This is a genomic window from Ignatzschineria indica, from assembly GCF_003121925.1.
GTDB classification, from domain to species: Bacteria; Pseudomonadota; Gammaproteobacteria; order Cardiobacteriales; family Wohlfahrtiimonadaceae; genus Ignatzschineria; species Ignatzschineria indica.
The window spans coordinates 223,143-240,423 of sequence record NZ_QEWR01000003.1 but is presented as its reverse complement, the minus strand read 5'-3'; the positions used below and the strand labels follow the sequence as shown (position 1 = coordinate 240,423).

Annotated in this window: 15 protein-coding genes; 3 read left to right on the top strand and 12 right to left on the bottom strand. The window is 42.7% G+C overall.

What is annotated here, in order from left to right:
* Nucleotides 1-74 precede the first annotated feature (74 nt).
* The 10 genes from plsY to accD all read right to left on the bottom strand — a co-directional run bounded on the left by plsY (nucleotide 75) and on the right by accD (nucleotide 11,661).
* On the bottom strand, nucleotides 75-677 hold the full coding sequence (gene plsY, locus DC082_RS07120; RefSeq protein ID WP_109236382.1) for a glycerol-3-phosphate 1-O-acyltransferase PlsY: 603 nt from the start codon (nucleotides 675-677) through the stop codon (nucleotides 75-77).
* A 204-nt stretch (nucleotides 678-881) separates the two neighbouring features.
* Complete coding sequence (locus tag DC082_RS07115) at nucleotides 882-2,849, bottom strand: DNA repair helicase YoaA (protein WP_109236381.1); 1,968 nt, start codon at nucleotides 2,847-2,849, stop codon at nucleotides 882-884.
* Between the two features lie 346 nt (nucleotides 2,850-3,195).
* A complete protein-coding gene (locus DC082_RS07110) occupies nucleotides 3,196-4,554 on the bottom strand; it encodes a M16 family metallopeptidase (RefSeq protein ID WP_189363318.1) in 1,359 nt (452 codons plus the stop codon).
* Nucleotides 4,555-4,577: 23 nt separating this feature from the next.
* Nucleotides 4,578-6,143 carry a M16 family metallopeptidase gene (locus DC082_RS07105; protein ID WP_109236379.1) on the bottom strand — a complete coding sequence of 522 codons (1,566 nt, stop codon included), beginning with the start codon at nucleotides 6,141-6,143 and terminating at the stop codon, nucleotides 4,578-4,580.
* 89 nt (nucleotides 6,144-6,232) lie between these two features.
* On the bottom strand, nucleotides 6,233-6,955 hold the full coding sequence (locus DC082_RS07100; RefSeq protein ID WP_109236378.1) for an SDR family NAD(P)-dependent oxidoreductase: 723 nt from the start codon (nucleotides 6,953-6,955) through the stop codon (nucleotides 6,233-6,235).
* A 164-nt stretch (nucleotides 6,956-7,119) separates the two neighbouring features.
* The gene (gene ubiG, locus DC082_RS07095; protein ID WP_109236377.1) at nucleotides 7,120-7,809 is read right to left on the bottom strand and encodes a bifunctional 2-polyprenyl-6-hydroxyphenol methylase/3-demethylubiquinol 3-O-methyltransferase UbiG; all 690 of its coding nucleotides are present in this window, start codon (nucleotides 7,807-7,809) and stop codon (nucleotides 7,120-7,122) included.
* Nucleotides 7,802-8,446: a CvpA family protein gene (locus DC082_RS07090; RefSeq protein WP_157957419.1), complete on the bottom strand. Its 645-nt coding sequence runs from the start codon at nucleotides 8,444-8,446 to the stop codon at nucleotides 7,802-7,804. The genes ubiG and DC082_RS07090 overlap by 8 nt, the downstream gene beginning before the upstream one ends.
* A gap of 138 nt (nucleotides 8,447-8,584) precedes the next feature.
* Complete coding sequence (locus tag DC082_RS07085; protein ID WP_109236376.1) at nucleotides 8,585-9,316, bottom strand: SPOR domain-containing protein; 732 nt, start codon at nucleotides 9,314-9,316, stop codon at nucleotides 8,585-8,587.
* On the bottom strand, nucleotides 9,309-10,616 hold the full coding sequence (locus tag DC082_RS07080) for a bifunctional folylpolyglutamate synthase/dihydrofolate synthase (protein ID WP_109236375.1): 1,308 nt from the start codon (nucleotides 10,614-10,616) through the stop codon (nucleotides 9,309-9,311). The genes DC082_RS07085 and DC082_RS07080 overlap by 8 nt, the downstream gene beginning before the upstream one ends.
* A gap of 175 nt (nucleotides 10,617-10,791) precedes the next feature.
* The gene (accD, locus tag DC082_RS07075; protein ID WP_109236374.1) at nucleotides 10,792-11,661 is read right to left on the bottom strand and encodes an acetyl-CoA carboxylase, carboxyltransferase subunit beta; all 870 of its coding nucleotides are present in this window, start codon (nucleotides 11,659-11,661) and stop codon (nucleotides 10,792-10,794) included.
* Between the two features lie 329 nt (nucleotides 11,662-11,990).
* Between accD and sufU the strand changes: the two genes are divergently transcribed.
* From sufU to DC082_RS07060, 3 genes are all read left to right on the top strand, one after another.
* Nucleotides 11,991-12,437, top strand: coding sequence for a Fe-S cluster assembly sulfur transfer protein SufU (sufU, locus tag DC082_RS07070; protein ID WP_109236373.1), 447 nt, complete (start codon nucleotides 11,991-11,993; stop codon nucleotides 12,435-12,437).
* Nucleotides 12,438-12,534: 97 nt separating this feature from the next.
* Nucleotides 12,535-12,924, top strand: a complete 390-nt coding sequence (locus DC082_RS07065) for an iron-sulfur cluster assembly protein (RefSeq protein WP_275665788.1) — start codon at nucleotides 12,535-12,537, stop codon at nucleotides 12,922-12,924.
* Nucleotides 12,925-13,258: 334 nt separating this feature from the next.
* On the top strand, nucleotides 13,259-14,353 hold the full coding sequence (locus tag DC082_RS07060; RefSeq protein WP_109236372.1) for an adenosine deaminase family protein: 1,095 nt from the start codon (nucleotides 13,259-13,261) through the stop codon (nucleotides 14,351-14,353).
* A gap of 161 nt (nucleotides 14,354-14,514) precedes the next feature.
* Here the strand turns inward: DC082_RS07060 and DC082_RS07055 are convergent, their stop codons facing one another.
* Nucleotides 14,515-15,534 carry an MBL fold metallo-hydrolase gene (locus DC082_RS07055; RefSeq protein ID WP_109236371.1) on the bottom strand — a complete coding sequence of 340 codons (1,020 nt, stop codon included), beginning with the start codon at nucleotides 15,532-15,534 and terminating at the stop codon, nucleotides 14,515-14,517.
* A 264-nt stretch (nucleotides 15,535-15,798) separates the two neighbouring features.
* Nucleotides 15,799-17,187, bottom strand: coding sequence for a C4-dicarboxylate transporter DcuC (dcuC, locus tag DC082_RS07050; protein WP_109236370.1), 1,389 nt, complete (start codon nucleotides 17,185-17,187; stop codon nucleotides 15,799-15,801).
* Nucleotides 17,188-17,281: the final 94 nt, after the last annotated feature.

The window sequence follows — 17,281 nt, the reverse complement described above, 5'->3', positions numbered from 1 at the left end:
TTCTCTCTCCGATCAGCTTTGGCACTCACACTCTCTGTCGATTCTATTTTGATCTCTCTTGAGAGTTGTTTGAGCTATTTTTTAGCTTTAAGTTTCCCCTCTTCGCCTCGTAAAAGGCGCTCAATATTGCTCTTGTGGCGGTAGATTAAGAAGAGATCCATAAAGATCACCGCCCCAACAATCGCTGTTGGTGCGTTAAAAAAGAAGAGGAAGAAAGGAACAGAGATTGCCGCGGTTAATGCCGAGAGAGAGGAAATTTTACTGATAAAGAAGATCAGTAGCCATACGCCAAAAGCACAGAGTGCGACAAATGGATTGAGCCCTAAAACTGCTCCAAATGCTGTAGCAACCCCTTTACCCCCTTTAAAGCCGAAAAAGAGCGGGTAGAGATGTCCTAAAAAGGCGGCCACGGCAACCAATGAGATAACGATTGCAGATTGCCCAAAGATCTTTGCTAATAATACTGGAATTAAGCCTTTGAGGAGATCTCCTAAAAGCGTTAGTGCGGCAAGTTTTTTGCCTCCGATGCGCATAACATTAGTTGCGCCGGGATTACCTGAACCTTCTGTTCTCGGGTCGGGAAGTCCTGCAAGTTTACAGAGAATAATGGCCGATGAGAGTGAGCCGATAAGATAGCCGGCAACAATCAGGAAGAGTCCTAGAAATGTGATATTCATGGGATGAAACCTCTATGGGAAAAGGGGGGTAATATCGATAATGGGGTGATATCAGTAATAACTATAGGTAATGTCTATTGGTAATATCTATAGAAAATATAATTGATAGAAAACATTGATAGAAAACATTAGTAGAAGATATTGTCGTATCGTATCGTTTATAGGGAATTATAGATCGGATTCCGTTGTATTCTATTTTTTGCTCTATTTTCTCTCTTCTAATCTCCTTTTATCCTTATCTCTACTTTCGATATAATCAAAAAATCGGGAGATTCTCTCCGGCTTCAAGGTTTTTGTCATCGGTGGTAGGCTATCGAGGAATCGTTTTCCATAGCGACTCTTAGAGAGGCGAGGATCAGCAATCACCAATAATCCATAATCATCATGATCTCGAATAAGGCGCCCAACACCCTGTTTGAGCGCAATAATCGCTTTGGGGAGTTGGTAGGTATTGAAGGGATCATAACCTTGTTCACGAATGAGATCCATCTTTGCTTGCTCAATGGGGTCACCGGGAGAGGCGAAGGGGAATTTCTCAATAATAACGCAGGAGAGGGCATCGCCTTTCACATCGACGCCTTCCCAGAAGCTCATTGTTCCTAAAAGAACGCCATTGCCGGACTCTTTAAACTCCTCAATGAGTTGCATCTTCGGAAGATCACCCTGTACAAAGAGGGGATAATCGGTCTTGCGACCTAATAGCTCTTTCGCTTCATTGAGCGCTCGGTAGCTTGTAAAGAGAATAAAAGCTCGTCCTTTAGTGACCTCTAAAATGGGAATAATGGCATCGATCATCTCTGGAAGAAAGCGTGGATCGCTCGGCAATGGAAGATGATCTGGATGGTAGAGCAGGGAGGTTCGAGGATAATCGAAGGGGCTCTCTAACTTGAGTGTATTCTTTTTCGATAAGCCTAATGGGCGGCAAAAATAGCTAAAATCATCTTTGACCGCTAATGTTGCTGAGGTGAAGATCCAACTTGCATTGAGTAGACCACTATTTTTTCGAAACTGTTCAGAGATATCGAGCGGTGTTGAATGAAATGTAATATTGAATGTGTAGGTCTCAAGCCAATTGATTGCATTGATAGAATCAGGGGTCTTCTCACTTAAAAGGAGAATCTTCCAGGTCATTGTTAGCTCTTCTAAGCGATCGATCAATTTAGCAAAGATCTGTGCCCGAACTTTGAGGGGATCAACAATTTGTAATAATGTTTTAAGAATCTCATAGATCTCTTGGTAGAGATTGGTAATGATGGGGTTGTCTGAAAACTCAGTTAAAGCATAACGCTGATTATATTGTGGAAGTGCTTTACGCAGTTCAGTAAGCGCTTTAAAGAGCGCATCCGCAGCGGTATCGTGACCACTGAAATCGGGAGCATCGACCGCAATGGCTTTATTGAGGTCATCAATCCAATCATGAAATTGTTTCGTAGAGATCTGGGTGCTAAAGAAGAGTCCGGCAGTCTCTGCAAGTTGATGGGCTTCATCGATAATAATAATGTCCGCTTCGGGAAGAAGCTCCCCAAAACCATCCTGTTTCAGTGCTAAATCGGCGCAGAGGAGATGGTGGTTAATAACGACGACATCAGAGTCCATCGCTTTTTTACGCGCTTTAAAGACAAAGCACTCCTCATAGTCAGGACATTCATTATGGAGGCAATTTTCAGTCGTAGAGGTAACTTGTGGCCAGAGCTCACTCTCTGTAATGCCGGAGAGCTGTGTGATATCACCGATAGGATCTTGTTGGGAAAAGCGCTCAATTCGGAAAAATTGCTCAACCTGTTTCTTATTCTCAAATCGACCGCGTGCGCGTAGTGTCTTTGTTCGATAGAGACAGAGATAGTTACTGCGTCCTTTTAAGAGAGCTGTGGAGATAGGGTGTTTAATCACCTTTTTAAGGAGTGGAATATCCTTCTCATAGAGCTGATCTTGAAGATGTTTTGTCCCGGTAGAGATAAGAGTCTTCTTTTTAGAGAGAAGTGCCGGAACAAGATATGCAAAGGTCTTTCCCGTTCCTGTTCCTGCTTCAACAATTAAAGTGTCTTGCTCCTCAATGGCAAGGGCGATCGCTTCTGCCATCTCAATCTGCTCATCACGAGGCTGATAGCCATCAATGACTCTACTTAATGACCCATCTTGGGCGAAGAACTGGGTAATATGATCTCTATTCATAAGATTTTGACTCTACCGTAGGTTTGATCTGAGGATAAGAGGAAACTATTGTAACGTTTTTTTCTGGGAAGCGGGAGGTAGTTATCAAAGGAGGAGAAGTTCAATCGAGCGATTGGGATAGCACCATGCAGAGAGAGAAGATGCGAAGATAAATATTGGGGGTAACTAATCAATATAGAACAATGTTACTCTTTGTGCTGAGCTATTATTGCTCAATTTCCGAGAGGCGCATTCTTATGGGGAGGGTTAACAATATAATAGGGCTATCCCAAAACTTATCCACAGCTTGTGGGGATAAGAGGGGATAACCCTATTTTGTTAATAAAAATCCTCTAAAGCCTCAATATTACTGGTCGTTAAAGGGTTTTCTTGTCTCTTTGTCGGGAGCGACATATCCACCGACGATCACAGTTGTCATCTCCTGGGGGTTGACATGACGCTTAAAGGCTTCCTGAATCTCTTTAGGCGTAATTGCTCTCACTTTTTCTGGCAAAGTCTCATAATAATCGAGTGGTAATCCATAAGTTGCAAGATTTAAGATGGCATAAGCTAACTTAAGATTACTATCGAGATCGAGAACTAAGGAGCCGATATAGTTATTTTTCGCACGCTCTAATAGCTCTGCATCCGGCCCTTCATTGATAAATTGATTGACGACTGCTTTCGTCTGAGTAATCGCCTCTTCAACGCTCTCATTTTTAGTGGAGAAGCTAATAGTGAAAGGTCCTTCGTAAAAATTGGGTGCAAAGCGGCTATAGATACCATACGTTAACCCCTCTTTTTCTCGAATTGTGGTCATCAAGAGCGAAGTTAAGCCACTGCCACCTAAAAGATGGTTGCCGATCATTAAAGGGAGATAATCGGGGCTAAAACGATCGATAGCGGGCTGCCCCATCATCACTTGTGTCTGCGGGCTATTGTAATATTGCTCATAGGTGAGATCCATAGTGACGGGCTCAATCTGTGCCATAGCAGGATGAATCTCACCAGAACCTAAAATTTGGCTAATTTTTGTGGCAACTTTCTTCGCTTCCTCTTCAGAGATATCCCCGACAAAGATAATCTTTGCACCATGAGCATCGTAATATTGTTCCTGGAAGGCTTTCACATCACCAAGGCTCATCTTTGCAAGTGATTTTTGTAACATCTCTGATGTTGCGCCAATAACGCTATTGGGGTAGAGCGCAGCGTAGTAGAGCTCATTTGCAATTGCAGATGGATTATCAAGGCGTGCTTTTTGACTATCGATCGCTTGGGCAACCTCTCTTTTGAAGACTTTTTCATCAAAGCGAGGGGATTGTAACATCTCATAGAGAACCCCTAATGTTGAATTGAGCTGATCCTCACGACTCAATGAGCGAAGCGAGAAGAGGGTGTGGTAAGTAGAGCTTGAAGCGTCTATCGAACTCTGTAACTGATCGAGTTTTAATAGGAGCGCCTCCTCATCGAGCGATTGTGTTCCAGAGGTGACCATATTGGCAGTCATTGCTGCTAAACCATAGCTATCGCCTTCACGAATCGATCCCGCCTCTAGTGAGAGGATTAGATCCACCATCGGAATTTCAGGTGCATGAAGGTAGTAGACTTCAGCACCTTCATCGGTACGCCAAGTCTCAACATCAGTTGCAGCCTGCGCGATTACGGTGCTAAAAAGCGTGACTGTGACGAGGAGGGTTGTTATTAACTTTCTGATAATCTTTCTCATAATCATTCCTTTTTAAAGCAGCATCAGATGGTGGTTTCCGGAGTCTCTGGCGTCTCTAGAGCCTTTTGTGTCTCTTGAGCTTCGCTCTTCTCTGAAGGTGAATTTTCTTCAGTGCTCCCGACCGTTTTAATGTCGATCTCCCTGTCAGGCGTCGCCCCATCAGATGTCTCTACATCGGATATTTCATCTCTCTTTGTTGGCGAGCTTTCGATCGAGGCTTGTTGCGGATGGAGCGTTGCGATCGTGGCTTGCTCATCATTGAGATATTTTTGGGCCACTTGTCGAATCATCTCTGGTGTTACCTTTTTGAGACGCTCAATACGATTTTCTGCATTTTGCCAACCTTCACCGGTTGTTTCTGCTTGTCCAATTAACATCGCTTGGGATGCAACAGAGTCTTTGCTGTAGATATTACCTGCTTCATAGAGGCCAATAATGCGCTCAATCTCCTCTTCTGAGGCTAATTCATTTTGAAGAAGCGCAATCTCCTCTTTTAAGGCCTGTTCTATTTGTGCAAGAGAGATCCCTTCTGCCGGAACCGCTACAAAGGTGAAGGGTGTTGTATAGCGCGCTCCATAGTTGTAGTAACTCCCTGCTTCTAAGGCGATCTGCTCATCGCGGACTAAACGCTTAGGAAGGCGGGATGAGGAGGTACCATCTAAAATGAGTGAGGCAAGGAGAAGGGCATCTGCCTCTTGATTTTCTGTGGCATCAACTTCATTGATACTAGGGACTTTATATCCCATAAAGAGAAGGGGCATATTAGCGGGAATCGCAAGGTCGATCCGCTTCTCGCCCTGTTGTGCAACTTCAAAGTTGTAAGGACGAGTAATATTTTCACTCGGTGGAATCTCCCCAAAGTATTGCTCAACAAGTGCGATCGTTTTTTCTGGATCCACATCGCCGACAATCACTACCGTTGCATTATTGGGTGCGTAAAATTGTTGATACCAATTCGCAAGATCTTCTAAGGTCCATCCTTCAATCTCCGGCATCCAACCGATCACCGGATTACGATATGCACTTGTGGTAAAGAGGTTAGCATTAAAAGCTTCATAGAGCTGTGCTTGAGGATTGCTATCGGTGCGTTGACGACGCTCTTCTGCAACAACAAGTCGTTCAGGTGCAAAATCTTCGGCTCGAAGTTCTAAGTTCTGCATACGATCTGCCTCTAATTTGAGCGCTGTTTCAAGCTCCCATGCCGGCAGATTTTCAAAGTAGGCAGTATAGTCAGTAGAGGTAAAAGCATTATCTCGACCGCCGAGATTGGCAATAATCATTGAGTGCTCATTAGGGCCTAAAGTGTCGGTACCTTTAAACATCATATGCTCTAACATATGGGAGATGCCGCCTAAACCTCGGGGTTCATCTACCGATCCAACCTTATACCAGACCATTGAAGTGACAACAGGTGCGCGATGATCGGCTCTAACGATCACTTTTAAGCCATTATCAAGCTCTGTTTCATAGGTGTTATCGATAATGGTGATCTTTTCGGGAACGGTCTCTGCCACAGCGATGATTGAGGATAAAGAAAAAGCGGCAATAAAGAGAGTTGCCGCTTTTTTGAGAGGGTGTACTTTTTGCATCGTCTCCTCCTAATAGAAGATTGGATTAAAAATTGAGATTAATGATTAATGATTGAAGGGATGGGCAGATTGCCCAACGCTGCAACTATCTACTCAACGGTTAAGGTTGTTCCTGTTACAAAGGGTTGTTCGGGATCATTAAGTTGCCATACAAGATCGATCACCTTGCGTAACTCTTTGGGATTAGGCGCGCCTTCCGGCATCACACTCATTCGAAGGGCAGAGTTGATGCAGATAGGATCGATCGCGTTAAAGGCGATCTTCTTTTCTGACTCATTCTCAAGCGCAAAGATCTTCATCATGGTCTCTAAGCCTGCTTTAGCAATGGCATAGCTACCCCAATAGGCACGATCCCCTTTTGCTACCTCATCATGGGTAAAGAAGATGACAGAAGCGCGATCTGATTGATCAAGAAGCGGCAACATGGCATGTGTCAGGAAGTAGGGTGCGTTGAGAGTAATATTGAGCCCATGATGCCATTTTTCAGGGCTGGTATGGGCAAGGGGAGTTAAGTAACCAAGGTTGATGGCTGCATGGACAATACCATCGAGTTTTCCAAACTCTAACGCTAGGTTTTGAGCAAGATTGTAGTAATCGAGATCTTCTACTTTTAGAAAGTCCATTGCCACAATAGCAGGTTCTGCTCCCCCTCGATTGACAATAATGTCATAGATGGGATTGAGCTTCTCCTCTTTTCGGCCCATGAGGATAATGGTCGCGCCTAAATCAGCAAGACGAAGTGCTGATTCTTTCCCAATTGCACCAGAAGCACCGGTTACTAAAATGACACGGCCCGTTAATGGTTTTGACATATAAAAAATCCTTATTAAATCCCTTGATTAAATCTTTTGATTGAACCCTTTGATTAAATCTCTTATTAAATTTCTTATTAAATTGTTACCTGATTTAATTTTAGCGTTCGGTTTTAGCGCTATTGCAACTTTCAAGATGCGGTCATTTTCTCATCGATGATGAGTTACGCTTTCGTTGCATAGAGCAGATAATTCATACTCACATCATCGGTAAGTGTTGCAATGCGAGTGAAAGGGTTGTAACTCATTCCTTCAATCTTTTTAACCGTTAAACCATAGCTTTCACACATCTCATAGAGCTCTAAAGGGGTAATGAGCTTATTATAGTCATGGGTTCCCTTTGGAACAATACGTAGGATGCTCTCTGCGGCGAAGAGCGCTAAGGCTCTCGATTTTAAGGTGCGATTGATGGTTGAGAAGAAGATATGCCCACCTGGTTTTAACATTTTGCTTGCAGCTTCAATAATAGCGCTTGGGGTAGGGACATGTTCGAGCATCTCAAGACAGGTGATGAGATCAAAAGCTTCATGATGCTCTTCGGCAAATTCTTCAGCAGTGATTACTCGATAATCGATCTTAAGATGATTCTCTTTCGCATGCGCTTTAGCGACAGCAATGGCATTAGGTGCCATATCGATGCCGGTCGTTTTGGCATGTCGTTTTGCTAAACCTTCAGCGATGATGCCGCCACCACAGCCGATATCGAGTGCTTTAATGCCGGCAAGATCAACAAATTGTTCAATAAACTCAAAACGGGTAGGGTTGATGTCATGAAGTGTCTTTAATTCTCCTTCACGATTCCACCAATCTTGATCGTTAAACTTCTCAATTTCTTCGTGTGATACATTACTCATTACGGGTAGCCTCCTCGCGTAGGCGCGTCATCTGTTCGATCGCTGCTTTTTGCGCAGCCTCTTTTATGCTATTGCTGTTTTGTTGAGCGGCCCCTTTGGCGGGCTCAATCACAGTGGTGTTAATACTCTCTAAGAAATTCTCAGGAATCATTGATGCTAGTGTTTCCGCCCAAGAAGAGGCCATGCCGGAAAATTTCGCATTTTTCCAATACTCACTCTCTTTAAAAGGCGATTCAATAATAAAAAGGGAGATAACGGCAACAATAAAGATCCCTCTTAAAAGACCAAAGATCGTACCAAGGAGGCGGTCGGGCCAGGAGATACTCAATTTTCGCAGTACAAAAGTGATAAGAAGATTGACCAAACCTAAGATGATCAAGAGGGCAATAAAGGTGATTGCAAAGCTGATAAGGTCGCCAAAGATCGACTCATCACCACTTAAAGCATTGGCGCTACCACCAAAGAGATTAGGGAGCATCTTGCCGACATCTTGATAGTAGAAGACGGCTCCCATAAATGCTAATACCCAGACGATCAATGAGAGCGCTTCTGAGATAAAGCCTCTAAAGAATGCCACAATGACTGAAATAGCGATGATGGCAATAATAACGGCATCAATAATGGTTGATATATCCACGTTAATGAGCTCCTAGTCTAACTGTTTTGTGGGCAGATCTTGCTGATACTGATCCTTCACTTTTTTGAAAAAGATCGCTCTTTGAAGGTCTCTTTTTTAAAAAGAAGGAAGATGCATATTGCATGATTCTGCGTTGATTTATTTAGCCTGTACAACAGAGGGCTTTAATGATCCGCTCCTTGTACGAGATTGTACTTGCTCCGCCTCTTTTTTGGTAGCATAAGGACCAATTTGAACACGATTTAACTTGTTATCTCTTAAGATGCGGACGTTATAGCCTTTCTGCTTAAATTCATTCATCAGTTTTTGTGCATTGGCACTATTACCAAAAGCACCTAGTTGCACATACCAATGGCCCTGTGCTGTTGCTTTAGGAGCTTGTTGTACCGGTTGCGTTTTTTGTGGTGCCTTTGCTGTGCTCTTTTCGCTATCGGCGATCAATTCAATTTTGGGCATCGCCGGCTCTTTTTTTGGGGTTACTTTTGGTTTCTCAATCTCTTTTTTGGGAAGAGGAGTTACTTTAGGCGGTTTGATGCTTGCTAAAATAATGGCATTCTCTTCTTTGATCTGATGACCTTGTTCAACACTTTGCCATAGCTCTTCACCCACAATATCTCCCGGCGCCTTGCTGACAATCTCTTTACCTGATTGACTCTCTAAAATAATGGGCGGAGCGATCTCTTGAGGCTCTTTTTTCCCTGTAGATTTGATACTAATCGCCGGCTTTTGTGTATTATTAGCTTGTGGTGTTGTGGTGGGTAATTTATCTGAGGGCTGTAGAAGTAGTACGGCAATGAGCCCGACAAGAGCGAGAAGAAATATCCCACCGATAAGACGTTGTAATAGCGATTTTGTTAGCGTATTAGACATATTGATTCTCTTTAAACCAGTTGAGGCTATCTGCCATCATATGAAATGAGCCAAAAACAATAATAATATCTTGTGGCCGTGCCATTTCTAGCACCTGCTGGCAACCTGTCGCGATAGAGGGTGCCACAAGAATAGTTTGTTGAATAATAGGTTGAATCTTTGTTGCCAAAGCTTCTCCCGATTGACCGCGTTCACAATCATCGATTGTTGCCGTAACCCATGATTGAATCGAGTCTTTAAGGGGCATTGCTAATGCTACGGAGTCTTTATCTTTCAGCATTCCTAAAAGGGCGATAATCTCAAAATTCTCCCCTTTTTCAGATCGAAGATCCGCAATTAATGATTTTAACACATGCGCGCCTTGAGGGTTATGTGTCACATCAAGATAGATTGTTGGGCTATCAGCTCTTGTGAGTTGTTGAAAGCGCCCCTCTAATTTTACATCTTTTAAACCATTAGCAATATGAGTTTGTGTTGGGGTGATTTTAAACTTTTCAGCACCCACATAGAGCGCTGTAATAGCGGTTGCCGCATTTTGATATTGATGAAGGCCTTTGAGGTTGGGGGCAGGTAAGGTAAGGAGAGGTTCCTCATTAAATTGATAATTGAATGCTCCCGATTCGAGACGTTGATAATGAAAGTCTCGCCCATTTTGATAGAGAGTTGCATCCATTTCTTTAACTTGCTTTAAGATCGAATCATTAGGGGCCGTTTCTGCGGTAATGACCTGAGCAAGCGGTTTAATAATACCCGCTTTTTCGCGTGCGATCTCTGCAATGGTATTGCCAAGTTGCGCTGTATGATCGATACCAATAGGGGTGATCACCGCGATATCGGCATCAATGATATTGGTTGAATCGAGCCTGCCACCTAATCCCACTTCAAGGATGGCGACTTCAACCTGCTTCTCTTTAAAGAGATAGAATGCAGCTAATGTTGCAAACTCAAAGTAGGTAAGGGTAATCTCGCCACGCGCTATTTCAATTGCTTCAAAAGCAGCGATAATATCTTGATCTTCAGCCTCTTCTAAGTTGATACGAATGCGTTCATTAAAGCGCCAAATATGAGGGGAGGTGAAGAGTCCAACGCGTAATCCAGCAGCATGATAGAGGCTTGCGATTGTTGTGGATGTGGAGCCTTTTCCATTGGTGCCGGCAACCGTAATGATAAGCGGCGCAATTTTGCCAAGGTTGAGATTTTTTAGAACATTTTTAATACGCTCTAGTTTAAAATCCATTGATAGAGGATGAATGCTCTCTAAATGGGTTAGCCAAGATTGAAGGGAACGATTCGAAGCCATGGTCATCTCTGCCCTTAATAGAATCTGATAAACAATAATATTCCCAATATCTTCAGCCGCTATATCAGTTTGAATTCAACCTGCGAGAGCATGTGAAGTATTATTGGGAAATATTACTATTTAATGTCAATAAGAATGTCAGTAAGTACTCTTCAGTGAGTAGGAGTTTGCTCAGCTAGCCCACTTCTTCTAAAGGTTTTCCTTGATGGGTGAGTTTTGCAAGAAGGCTTGCGATCTCATTTCGAAGTTCACGGCGATCGATGATTATATCGATGGCTCCTTTCTCAAGGAGGAACTCAGAGCGTTGGAAGCCTTCAGGGAGTTTTTCACGAACAGTCTGTTCAATGACACGAGGACCAGCAAAACCGATCAGCGCATAAGGTTCAGCAATATTGATATCTCCTAACATCGCTAAACTTGCAGAAACACCACCAAATGTAGGGTCTGTTAAAACAGAGATAAAGGGTAAGTGCTCTTCATTAAGGCGCGCAATTCCCGCTGATGTTTTCGCCATCTGCATCAATGAAGTTAAACCTTCCTGCATACGTGCACCACCACTTGTCATAAAGCAGACTAAGGGAACTTTATGTTCAAGACTATGATTGACCGCGCGAATAAAGCGCTCTCCTACAACAGAGCCCATCGAGCCGCCCATAAAGTTAAAGTTAAAAGAAGCCGCAACAATCGGCATTCCTTTAAGTGTGCCCGACATTGCGATTAATGCTTCTGTCTCACCTGTCGATTTTTGAGCATCGAGAAGGCGATCACGGTAGCGACGGCTATCTTTAAAGTTTAAGAAATCAACTGATTCGATATCTGCACCAATTTCAGTTGTAGAATCTTTATCTAAAAATGCTGTTAATCTTGTGCGAGGGTCGATGCGCATATGAGCATTACATTTAGGGCAGACTTCAAGGTTTGCCGCAAGCTCTTGTTGATAGAGAATGGCATCGCAAGAACGGCATTTAGCCCAGACACCTTCAGGAACTGTATTCTCCTTCTTCGTTGTGCGGATCATTGGAATTATACGCTCAAACCAGTTCATTCTATAACCATCCTTTTTTTAATATATTCTTTAGTATTGGTCGATGCATAAGCCGTTCCACTCTGTGATTACCGCTTATGCTCATTAATTTGTTAGGTTTCGAAATATGAAGATTTCGAGATGAATACTCAATTTTCTCATAAAACAGAGAAATAGCCAACGAGGATTTTCTGCCGTTGTCAGGAGGAGAGAATCGAAAAGAGCTCTCTTACTAGAGGCAATATCTAGTAGAAAATAGCGGTTGCAATCAATCAATGCTCGTAAATGGAATTTTGATCCGTTATAATCAGTACGAATTTAGTGCTAATTTAAGGTTGAATATATTTACCATGAGTTTTGATATTAAAGAGCTCTACCAAGCGGTGATTTTAGATCACAACCGTAATCCTCGAAATTTCCATCTTATTGAGCCATGTACACATCATGCAGAGGGGCATAATCCGCTTTGTGGCGATCAGATTGAACTCTATCTTAATATTGAAGAGGGCATCATTAAAGAGATCGCTTTTCAGGGAGAAGGATGTGCAATCTCTACCGCTTCTAGCTCCATGATGACAGAAGCAATAAAGGGGAAGAGTATTGCTGAAGCGGAAGCGCTTTTTCAACGTTTTCATAATGCGGTAACGTTAGAAGATGTCGATAGTGGGGATTTAGGTTCTTTAGAAATCTTAATGGGAGTCCGGGATTATCCTACTCGCGTGAAGTGCGCCACATTACCTTGGCATGCACTCTACTCAGCAATTCATGCAAAAGATGAGATCGCTCAGACAGAGTAGGGCGCTTAAATTAGCAAGATGGGATATCTAGCCGAGGAAATCGTAGACTAGATCGATCAATTAAAGAGATAGATAAATTAGAAGGATAGAGATTTAAATGGATATGAATCGCGATGAACCCAATTTTCCGCAAATTCTCTTTGCAGAGGGTGTAGCGCCGGATGAGAAGGTAGATCAATTAATTGAAGAGATTATCGATGCCATTAAGAAGGTATATGACCCAGAGATTCCTGTAGATATCTATGAATTAGGTTTAATCTACGCAATCGAGTTTCTCGATCTTACGGAGAATAATATTCGCATCCGTATCGATATGACTTTAACTGCGCCAGGATGCCCTGTTGCCGGAGAGATGCCAAGTTGGGTTTCGAATGCCGTCTACTCAATTCCTGAAATCAAAGAGTGTATGGTGGATCTTGTTTGGGAACCTTTCTGGACGCCACAGAGAATGTCTCTTCGGGCAAAGCTTGAGCTCAATATGCTCTAATAAATAGAAGAGATATTGCAGGTATTAAGGCTCCTATTTAGTAAGCCTATGATTCCATGCATCACATCTTATATGTTATATATTATATATTTAAAGCCCTCAAAAGAGCGACTTATCGTTATCTTTTGAGGGCTTTTTATTGAGAGCGATTTTTATCCCCTTTTTTATCCCTTTTTTTCAGACCAATCCGCTAAAATAGAGTGATGATTCTACTTTGAGTATATCGAGCATGTTAAATATGTCGATCACATAGATGATTCATGTTGTGAGATACTTTTTAATAATTTTTATCAAAGCTCCAGATAGCTTTATACCCCTTACGGAGTGATCTTTTATGTCTTTAACGCTCTCTCAATTTTTAAAAGAAATCCCTAAAGCAGAGTTACACTACCACCTATTAGGTGGTGTTCGTTTAGAAACGATGCTCGATCTTGCCCATAAATATGGTGTTCCGTTGACGGAGAAAGAAGCAAAATCCTATTATCGCGCTTATGCGCATGAAAATGAGGTAATGAAAGGGGGAATAGCGGCGCTCAATTTTCTCTATCCGCTACTGCGCGAGCCGGAAGATTATGCACGCGTTGCTTATGAGATCTTAGAGGATGCTAAAAATAGTGGCATTCGTTATGTTGAATTCTTCTGGAATCCCAATGATACTGAGCTTCCTTATCAAGTTGTAACGGATACTTTAGCGGTAGTTTTTGAGGAAGCAGAAGCAAAGTGGAATATCAGTGCCTATCTAATCCCCTCCATTAATCGTGAGAAGAGTCCTGAAGAGGCGGTGGAGATGGTTGAATGGATGATCGCTTATCCCCATCCTCGGGTGTTAGGGATTGGTATCGATTATCGAGAAGATGATGCACCGATTGAGAAGTTCTGGAAAGCATATCGACTTGCAAAAGAGAATAACCTTCGTTTAACCGGTCATTGCTCTGAGTTTGGACTTCATTGGCGGAATGTGGAGACCGGGCTCGATCTTATTGGGCTTGAGCGTATCGATCATGGTTATACGGTTGTTGAGAATCCCGAGCTGATGCAGCGCTGTGTTGATGAGCGTATTCCCTTTACCGTTGTGCCGAGTAATACTTTTTTCTTAAAAAAGTGGCCTAATCTAGAAGAGTGGCAGATGAAGCATCCTATTCGGCAGATGGCGAAAGCAGGTATGGTGATTATCCCGGCAACGGATGATTGGCATATGCACAATACTGATGGACAGAAATGTTACCAGGTGATGATTGAAAATTTCGGTTTTGATCTCGATGGCGTGCGCCAATGTATTGAAAATGGTATCAATGCCGCATGGCAACCCGAATCGGTGAAAGAGAAGTGGCGTCAAGAGTGGCTTGCGGAGTTTGATCAGTTACGCTCAGCACTCACTGAAGAGCCAACATTTGATCCAGAATTTCATACTCCCTACCAATTAAGCTAATTGAGCTAAGTGAAGTCATTGAGATCGATAGCATTCAATCTGGAGATGAAGATGGTTGAGTGCTATCGATGAAAGATGACTTATCTAAAAGCGATAAGAGGCAGATTGATAAGATCTTGCCTGGGTTAAAATCTCAGATACGATTGCGGCATCTGATTGATCTAAAGTGGCCAAGTGCCATTGATTGGTAATGCGATAAATTCAGATTCCTGACAATTTGCTGCTTTAAGGGATTGTTTTAGATAGCGAGGCGGCTCATCGAGAGCTTCATCAGTTAATTCAAAGACTCCCCAGTGGATGCCGATCGATTGCTTAATATTTAACATCTGATGAATTTCGACTGCTTCCTTCGGGCTGATATGTTGTGGCGCCATAAACCAACGAGGCTCATAGGCGCCGATTGGAATAAGACCAATATCGATCGAAAAGCGCTCTCCGATCTCTTTTAGTAGAGGAGTAAAACCTGTATCGCCGGCAAAGTAGAGTGTTTTCTCACCTATCTGGATAATATAACCACACCAAAGTGAGGCATTACGATCTAAAAATCCTCGCTTACTCCAATGTTGCGCCGGAACCGCAGTGATCTCTAAAGGAGATTGCGAAGTAGAGAGCTTCTCACTATCCCACCAATCGAGCTCAACGACTCGTTCAATGCCCCGTTTTAAAAACCATGGTTTTAGCCCTAAGGGAACGATCACAAGAATTTCAGGGAATTTCTGATAGAGTTCTAGAATCGTTCTTTCATCGAGGTGATCATAGTGATTATGGGAGATCAGAATAAGATCTAATCGTGGCATCGATTCAATGACGGAGATTGCTGGCGTTTTTCGAAGAGGACCAAGGAAAGAGAGCGGCGAAGCGCGGTGAGAGAAGATTGGATCGGTTACAATCGATACTTCAGGTGTTGAGATATAGATCGAGGAGTGGCCTAACCAGATCAATGCCGATGTCTCTTTTTCGGGAAAGTGGAGCGGAACCATATTCTTTTTAATAAAATTCTCATATCCCGTAGAGGGAGCTTTAGGTAATTTTTTCTGCCGGCGTTCTTGCATCCATCGCAGAAGATCTCTCCAATCAACCTTGGTTGGTGGAATATTTTCAAAGCCATAGGGGCGATGATGAGCTTTCTCAGGATTGTAATAAGGATTGATACGCTTTTTAAAGAGCGGTTTTTTTGACATCTCCACCTCCCACGATGAAGCATTTTGAATGAAGCGATTTATAACTCAGCAAGATTTTATCAGGTTTGATCGCTTTTTTATTGAGCAATGGATTGAGTAATAGATTAAGCAATGGCCGAATCAAAAAGAGCATCTAAAGATCTCTCTAGATGCTCTGAAGCTGCCGATCATATAATGAACATTCTCTATTTTATCATAACAAGCATAAATGACATAAATGGCATAAAAGAGATAAAGGAGATAAAAGGCATGATTCTACACCTTCTATCCATAGAAGTAGTAAGAGAGTGCCAAGCAGGTAAAGATTCCCACAAAGACCGGTACGGAGGTCCGTTTTACAATAACAAGCGGATTTACCTTTAAGACTGAGGCGACAATAATAATCACTGCGGCAACAGGTGATGCTGAGCGAATAAGATTTGCGGTCAATTGCATCGGTAATGCAACCATAACGGTATTGACATCCATCTGTGTGGTAATCTCCGGAATAATCTTGATAAAGGAGTGAAATACGGCAATACCACTACCACTTAAGAAGCCGATTAATGCGGCCATTCCTGAGAAGAAGAACATCAAAATCGGGCCGGCACCTTCAACATCATTAAGGCTATTGGTTAAAGTTGTAATAATACCGATCGCTTTTAAGCTCTCTACAAAGAGTCCGGCAGCAATAATGAGCGAAACGACCTGAAAGAAACCTTGCCCCATCCCTTCAAAGAAGAGGTTAAAATCTTTGATCGATTTTTGAAAGCTTCTTTTACGGATCAATTCAATGAGTAAGGGAATTAAGATAGAGATCAGTGTGATTTCAGGAAGTCCCATCTTTAAGAGTGGTTTTCCCGTTTCAGGGTTGATAAAGGCGAGATTGAAGAGAAGAAGGAGCAAAATCGGCACAATGGGGAAGATGGCATACCATAAAGGTGCCGGTTTTAATTTCGCCAATTTTTCCGCTTCACTATGCTCCGGTTGATAAGGTACATGCACGGTCCCGGCACGGCGATCGAGGTGACGCTGCCAGAAGAGATGAGCTACCGCCATAATGATAAGCGCCGGAATAGAGACTTTTGCATGATACTTCAGAACATAGTCGAGTGAAGAGATCCCAAGATGTTGAGCGACAACGACATTATCAGAGCCGAGCGGTGTCGGCGTAATTGTTGCAGTTGTGGCAATAACGGCGCCGGCAGTTAAAGGAGACATCCCAGCGGTTCTTAACGCCGGATAGAGCGTCGCCATCAATAGAATGGCAAGTCCGGCGGCACTTGGAAGCACCATCTGCAGTGCATTCCCTAACAGAAAAACCACCGGCACTAAGATATAGACGGAACGAATTTTTTGAATCGGTTTTGATAAGACGGCAACCATCGCATCATTTGCACCAATATGATTCATATAGGCAGCAAAACCGAAGAGCATCATAATGGTAAGCCCGACAATCCCCATCTGCATCTTAAAGACATCTGTCGCTTTAGCAAAAGGATCGAGCCAGATAGATCCTGTCGGCGTCGTTGTCTCAATCGTATGCCCTAAAAAGACAGAGATAAAGAGAAGAAGAAAAGCGACAAGAAAGAGAACGATTTTGGCATCATAATTTTTAGCAACAAAATAGCCCACCGCAATCAAGAAGAGAATGCTGATAATAATTTCTAACATCGTTAAAGTAACTCATGAAAAAGAGGAAAGGAGGCTATTGTACGATGATTTTTTCTTGATCGTTATAATTTATAAAAGAGATCATATCTACCAT

Bases quoted from the DNA above. Each gene is read 5' to 3' on its own strand.
- DC082_RS07080 (WP_109236375.1), bottom strand. From the start codon at position 10,616: ATGGCTTCGAATCGTTCCCTTCAATCTTGGCTAACCCATTTAGAGAGC.
- dcuC (WP_109236370.1), bottom strand. From the start codon at position 17,187: ATGTTAGAAATTATTATCAGCATTCTCTTCTTGATTGCGGTGGGCTAT.
- DC082_RS07110 (WP_189363318.1), bottom strand. From the start codon at position 4,554: ATGAGAAAGATTATCAGAAAGTTAATAACAACCCTCCTCGTCACAGTC.
- DC082_RS07085 (WP_109236376.1), bottom strand. From the start codon at position 9,316: ATGTCTAATACGCTAACAAAATCGCTATTACAACGTCTTATCGGTGGG.
- DC082_RS07060 (WP_109236372.1), top strand. From the start codon at position 13,259: ATGTCTTTAACGCTCTCTCAATTTTTAAAAGAAATCCCTAAAGCAGAG.
- plsY (WP_109236382.1), bottom strand. From the start codon at position 677: ATGAATATCACATTTCTAGGACTCTTCCTGATTGTTGCCGGCTATCTT.
- DC082_RS07065 (WP_275665788.1), top strand. From the start codon at position 12,535: ATGGATATGAATCGCGATGAACCCAATTTTCCGCAAATTCTCTTTGCA.
- accD (WP_109236374.1), bottom strand. From the start codon at position 11,661: ATGAACTGGTTTGAGCGTATAATTCCAATGATCCGCACAACGAAGAAG.
- DC082_RS07100 (WP_109236378.1), bottom strand. From the start codon at position 6,955: ATGTCAAAACCATTAACGGGCCGTGTCATTTTAGTAACCGGTGCTTCT.
- ubiG (WP_109236377.1), bottom strand. From the start codon at position 7,809: ATGAGTAATGTATCACACGAAGAAATTGAGAAGTTTAACGATCAAGAT.
- DC082_RS07055 (WP_109236371.1), bottom strand. From the start codon at position 15,534: ATGTCAAAAAAACCGCTCTTTAAAAAGCGTATCAATCCTTATTACAAT.
- DC082_RS07105 (WP_109236379.1), bottom strand. From the start codon at position 6,143: ATGCAAAAAGTACACCCTCTCAAAAAAGCGGCAACTCTCTTTATTGCC.
- DC082_RS07115 (WP_109236381.1), bottom strand. From the start codon at position 2,849: ATGAATAGAGATCATATTACCCAGTTCTTCGCCCAAGATGGGTCATTA.
- sufU (WP_109236373.1), top strand. From the start codon at position 11,991: ATGAGTTTTGATATTAAAGAGCTCTACCAAGCGGTGATTTTAGATCAC.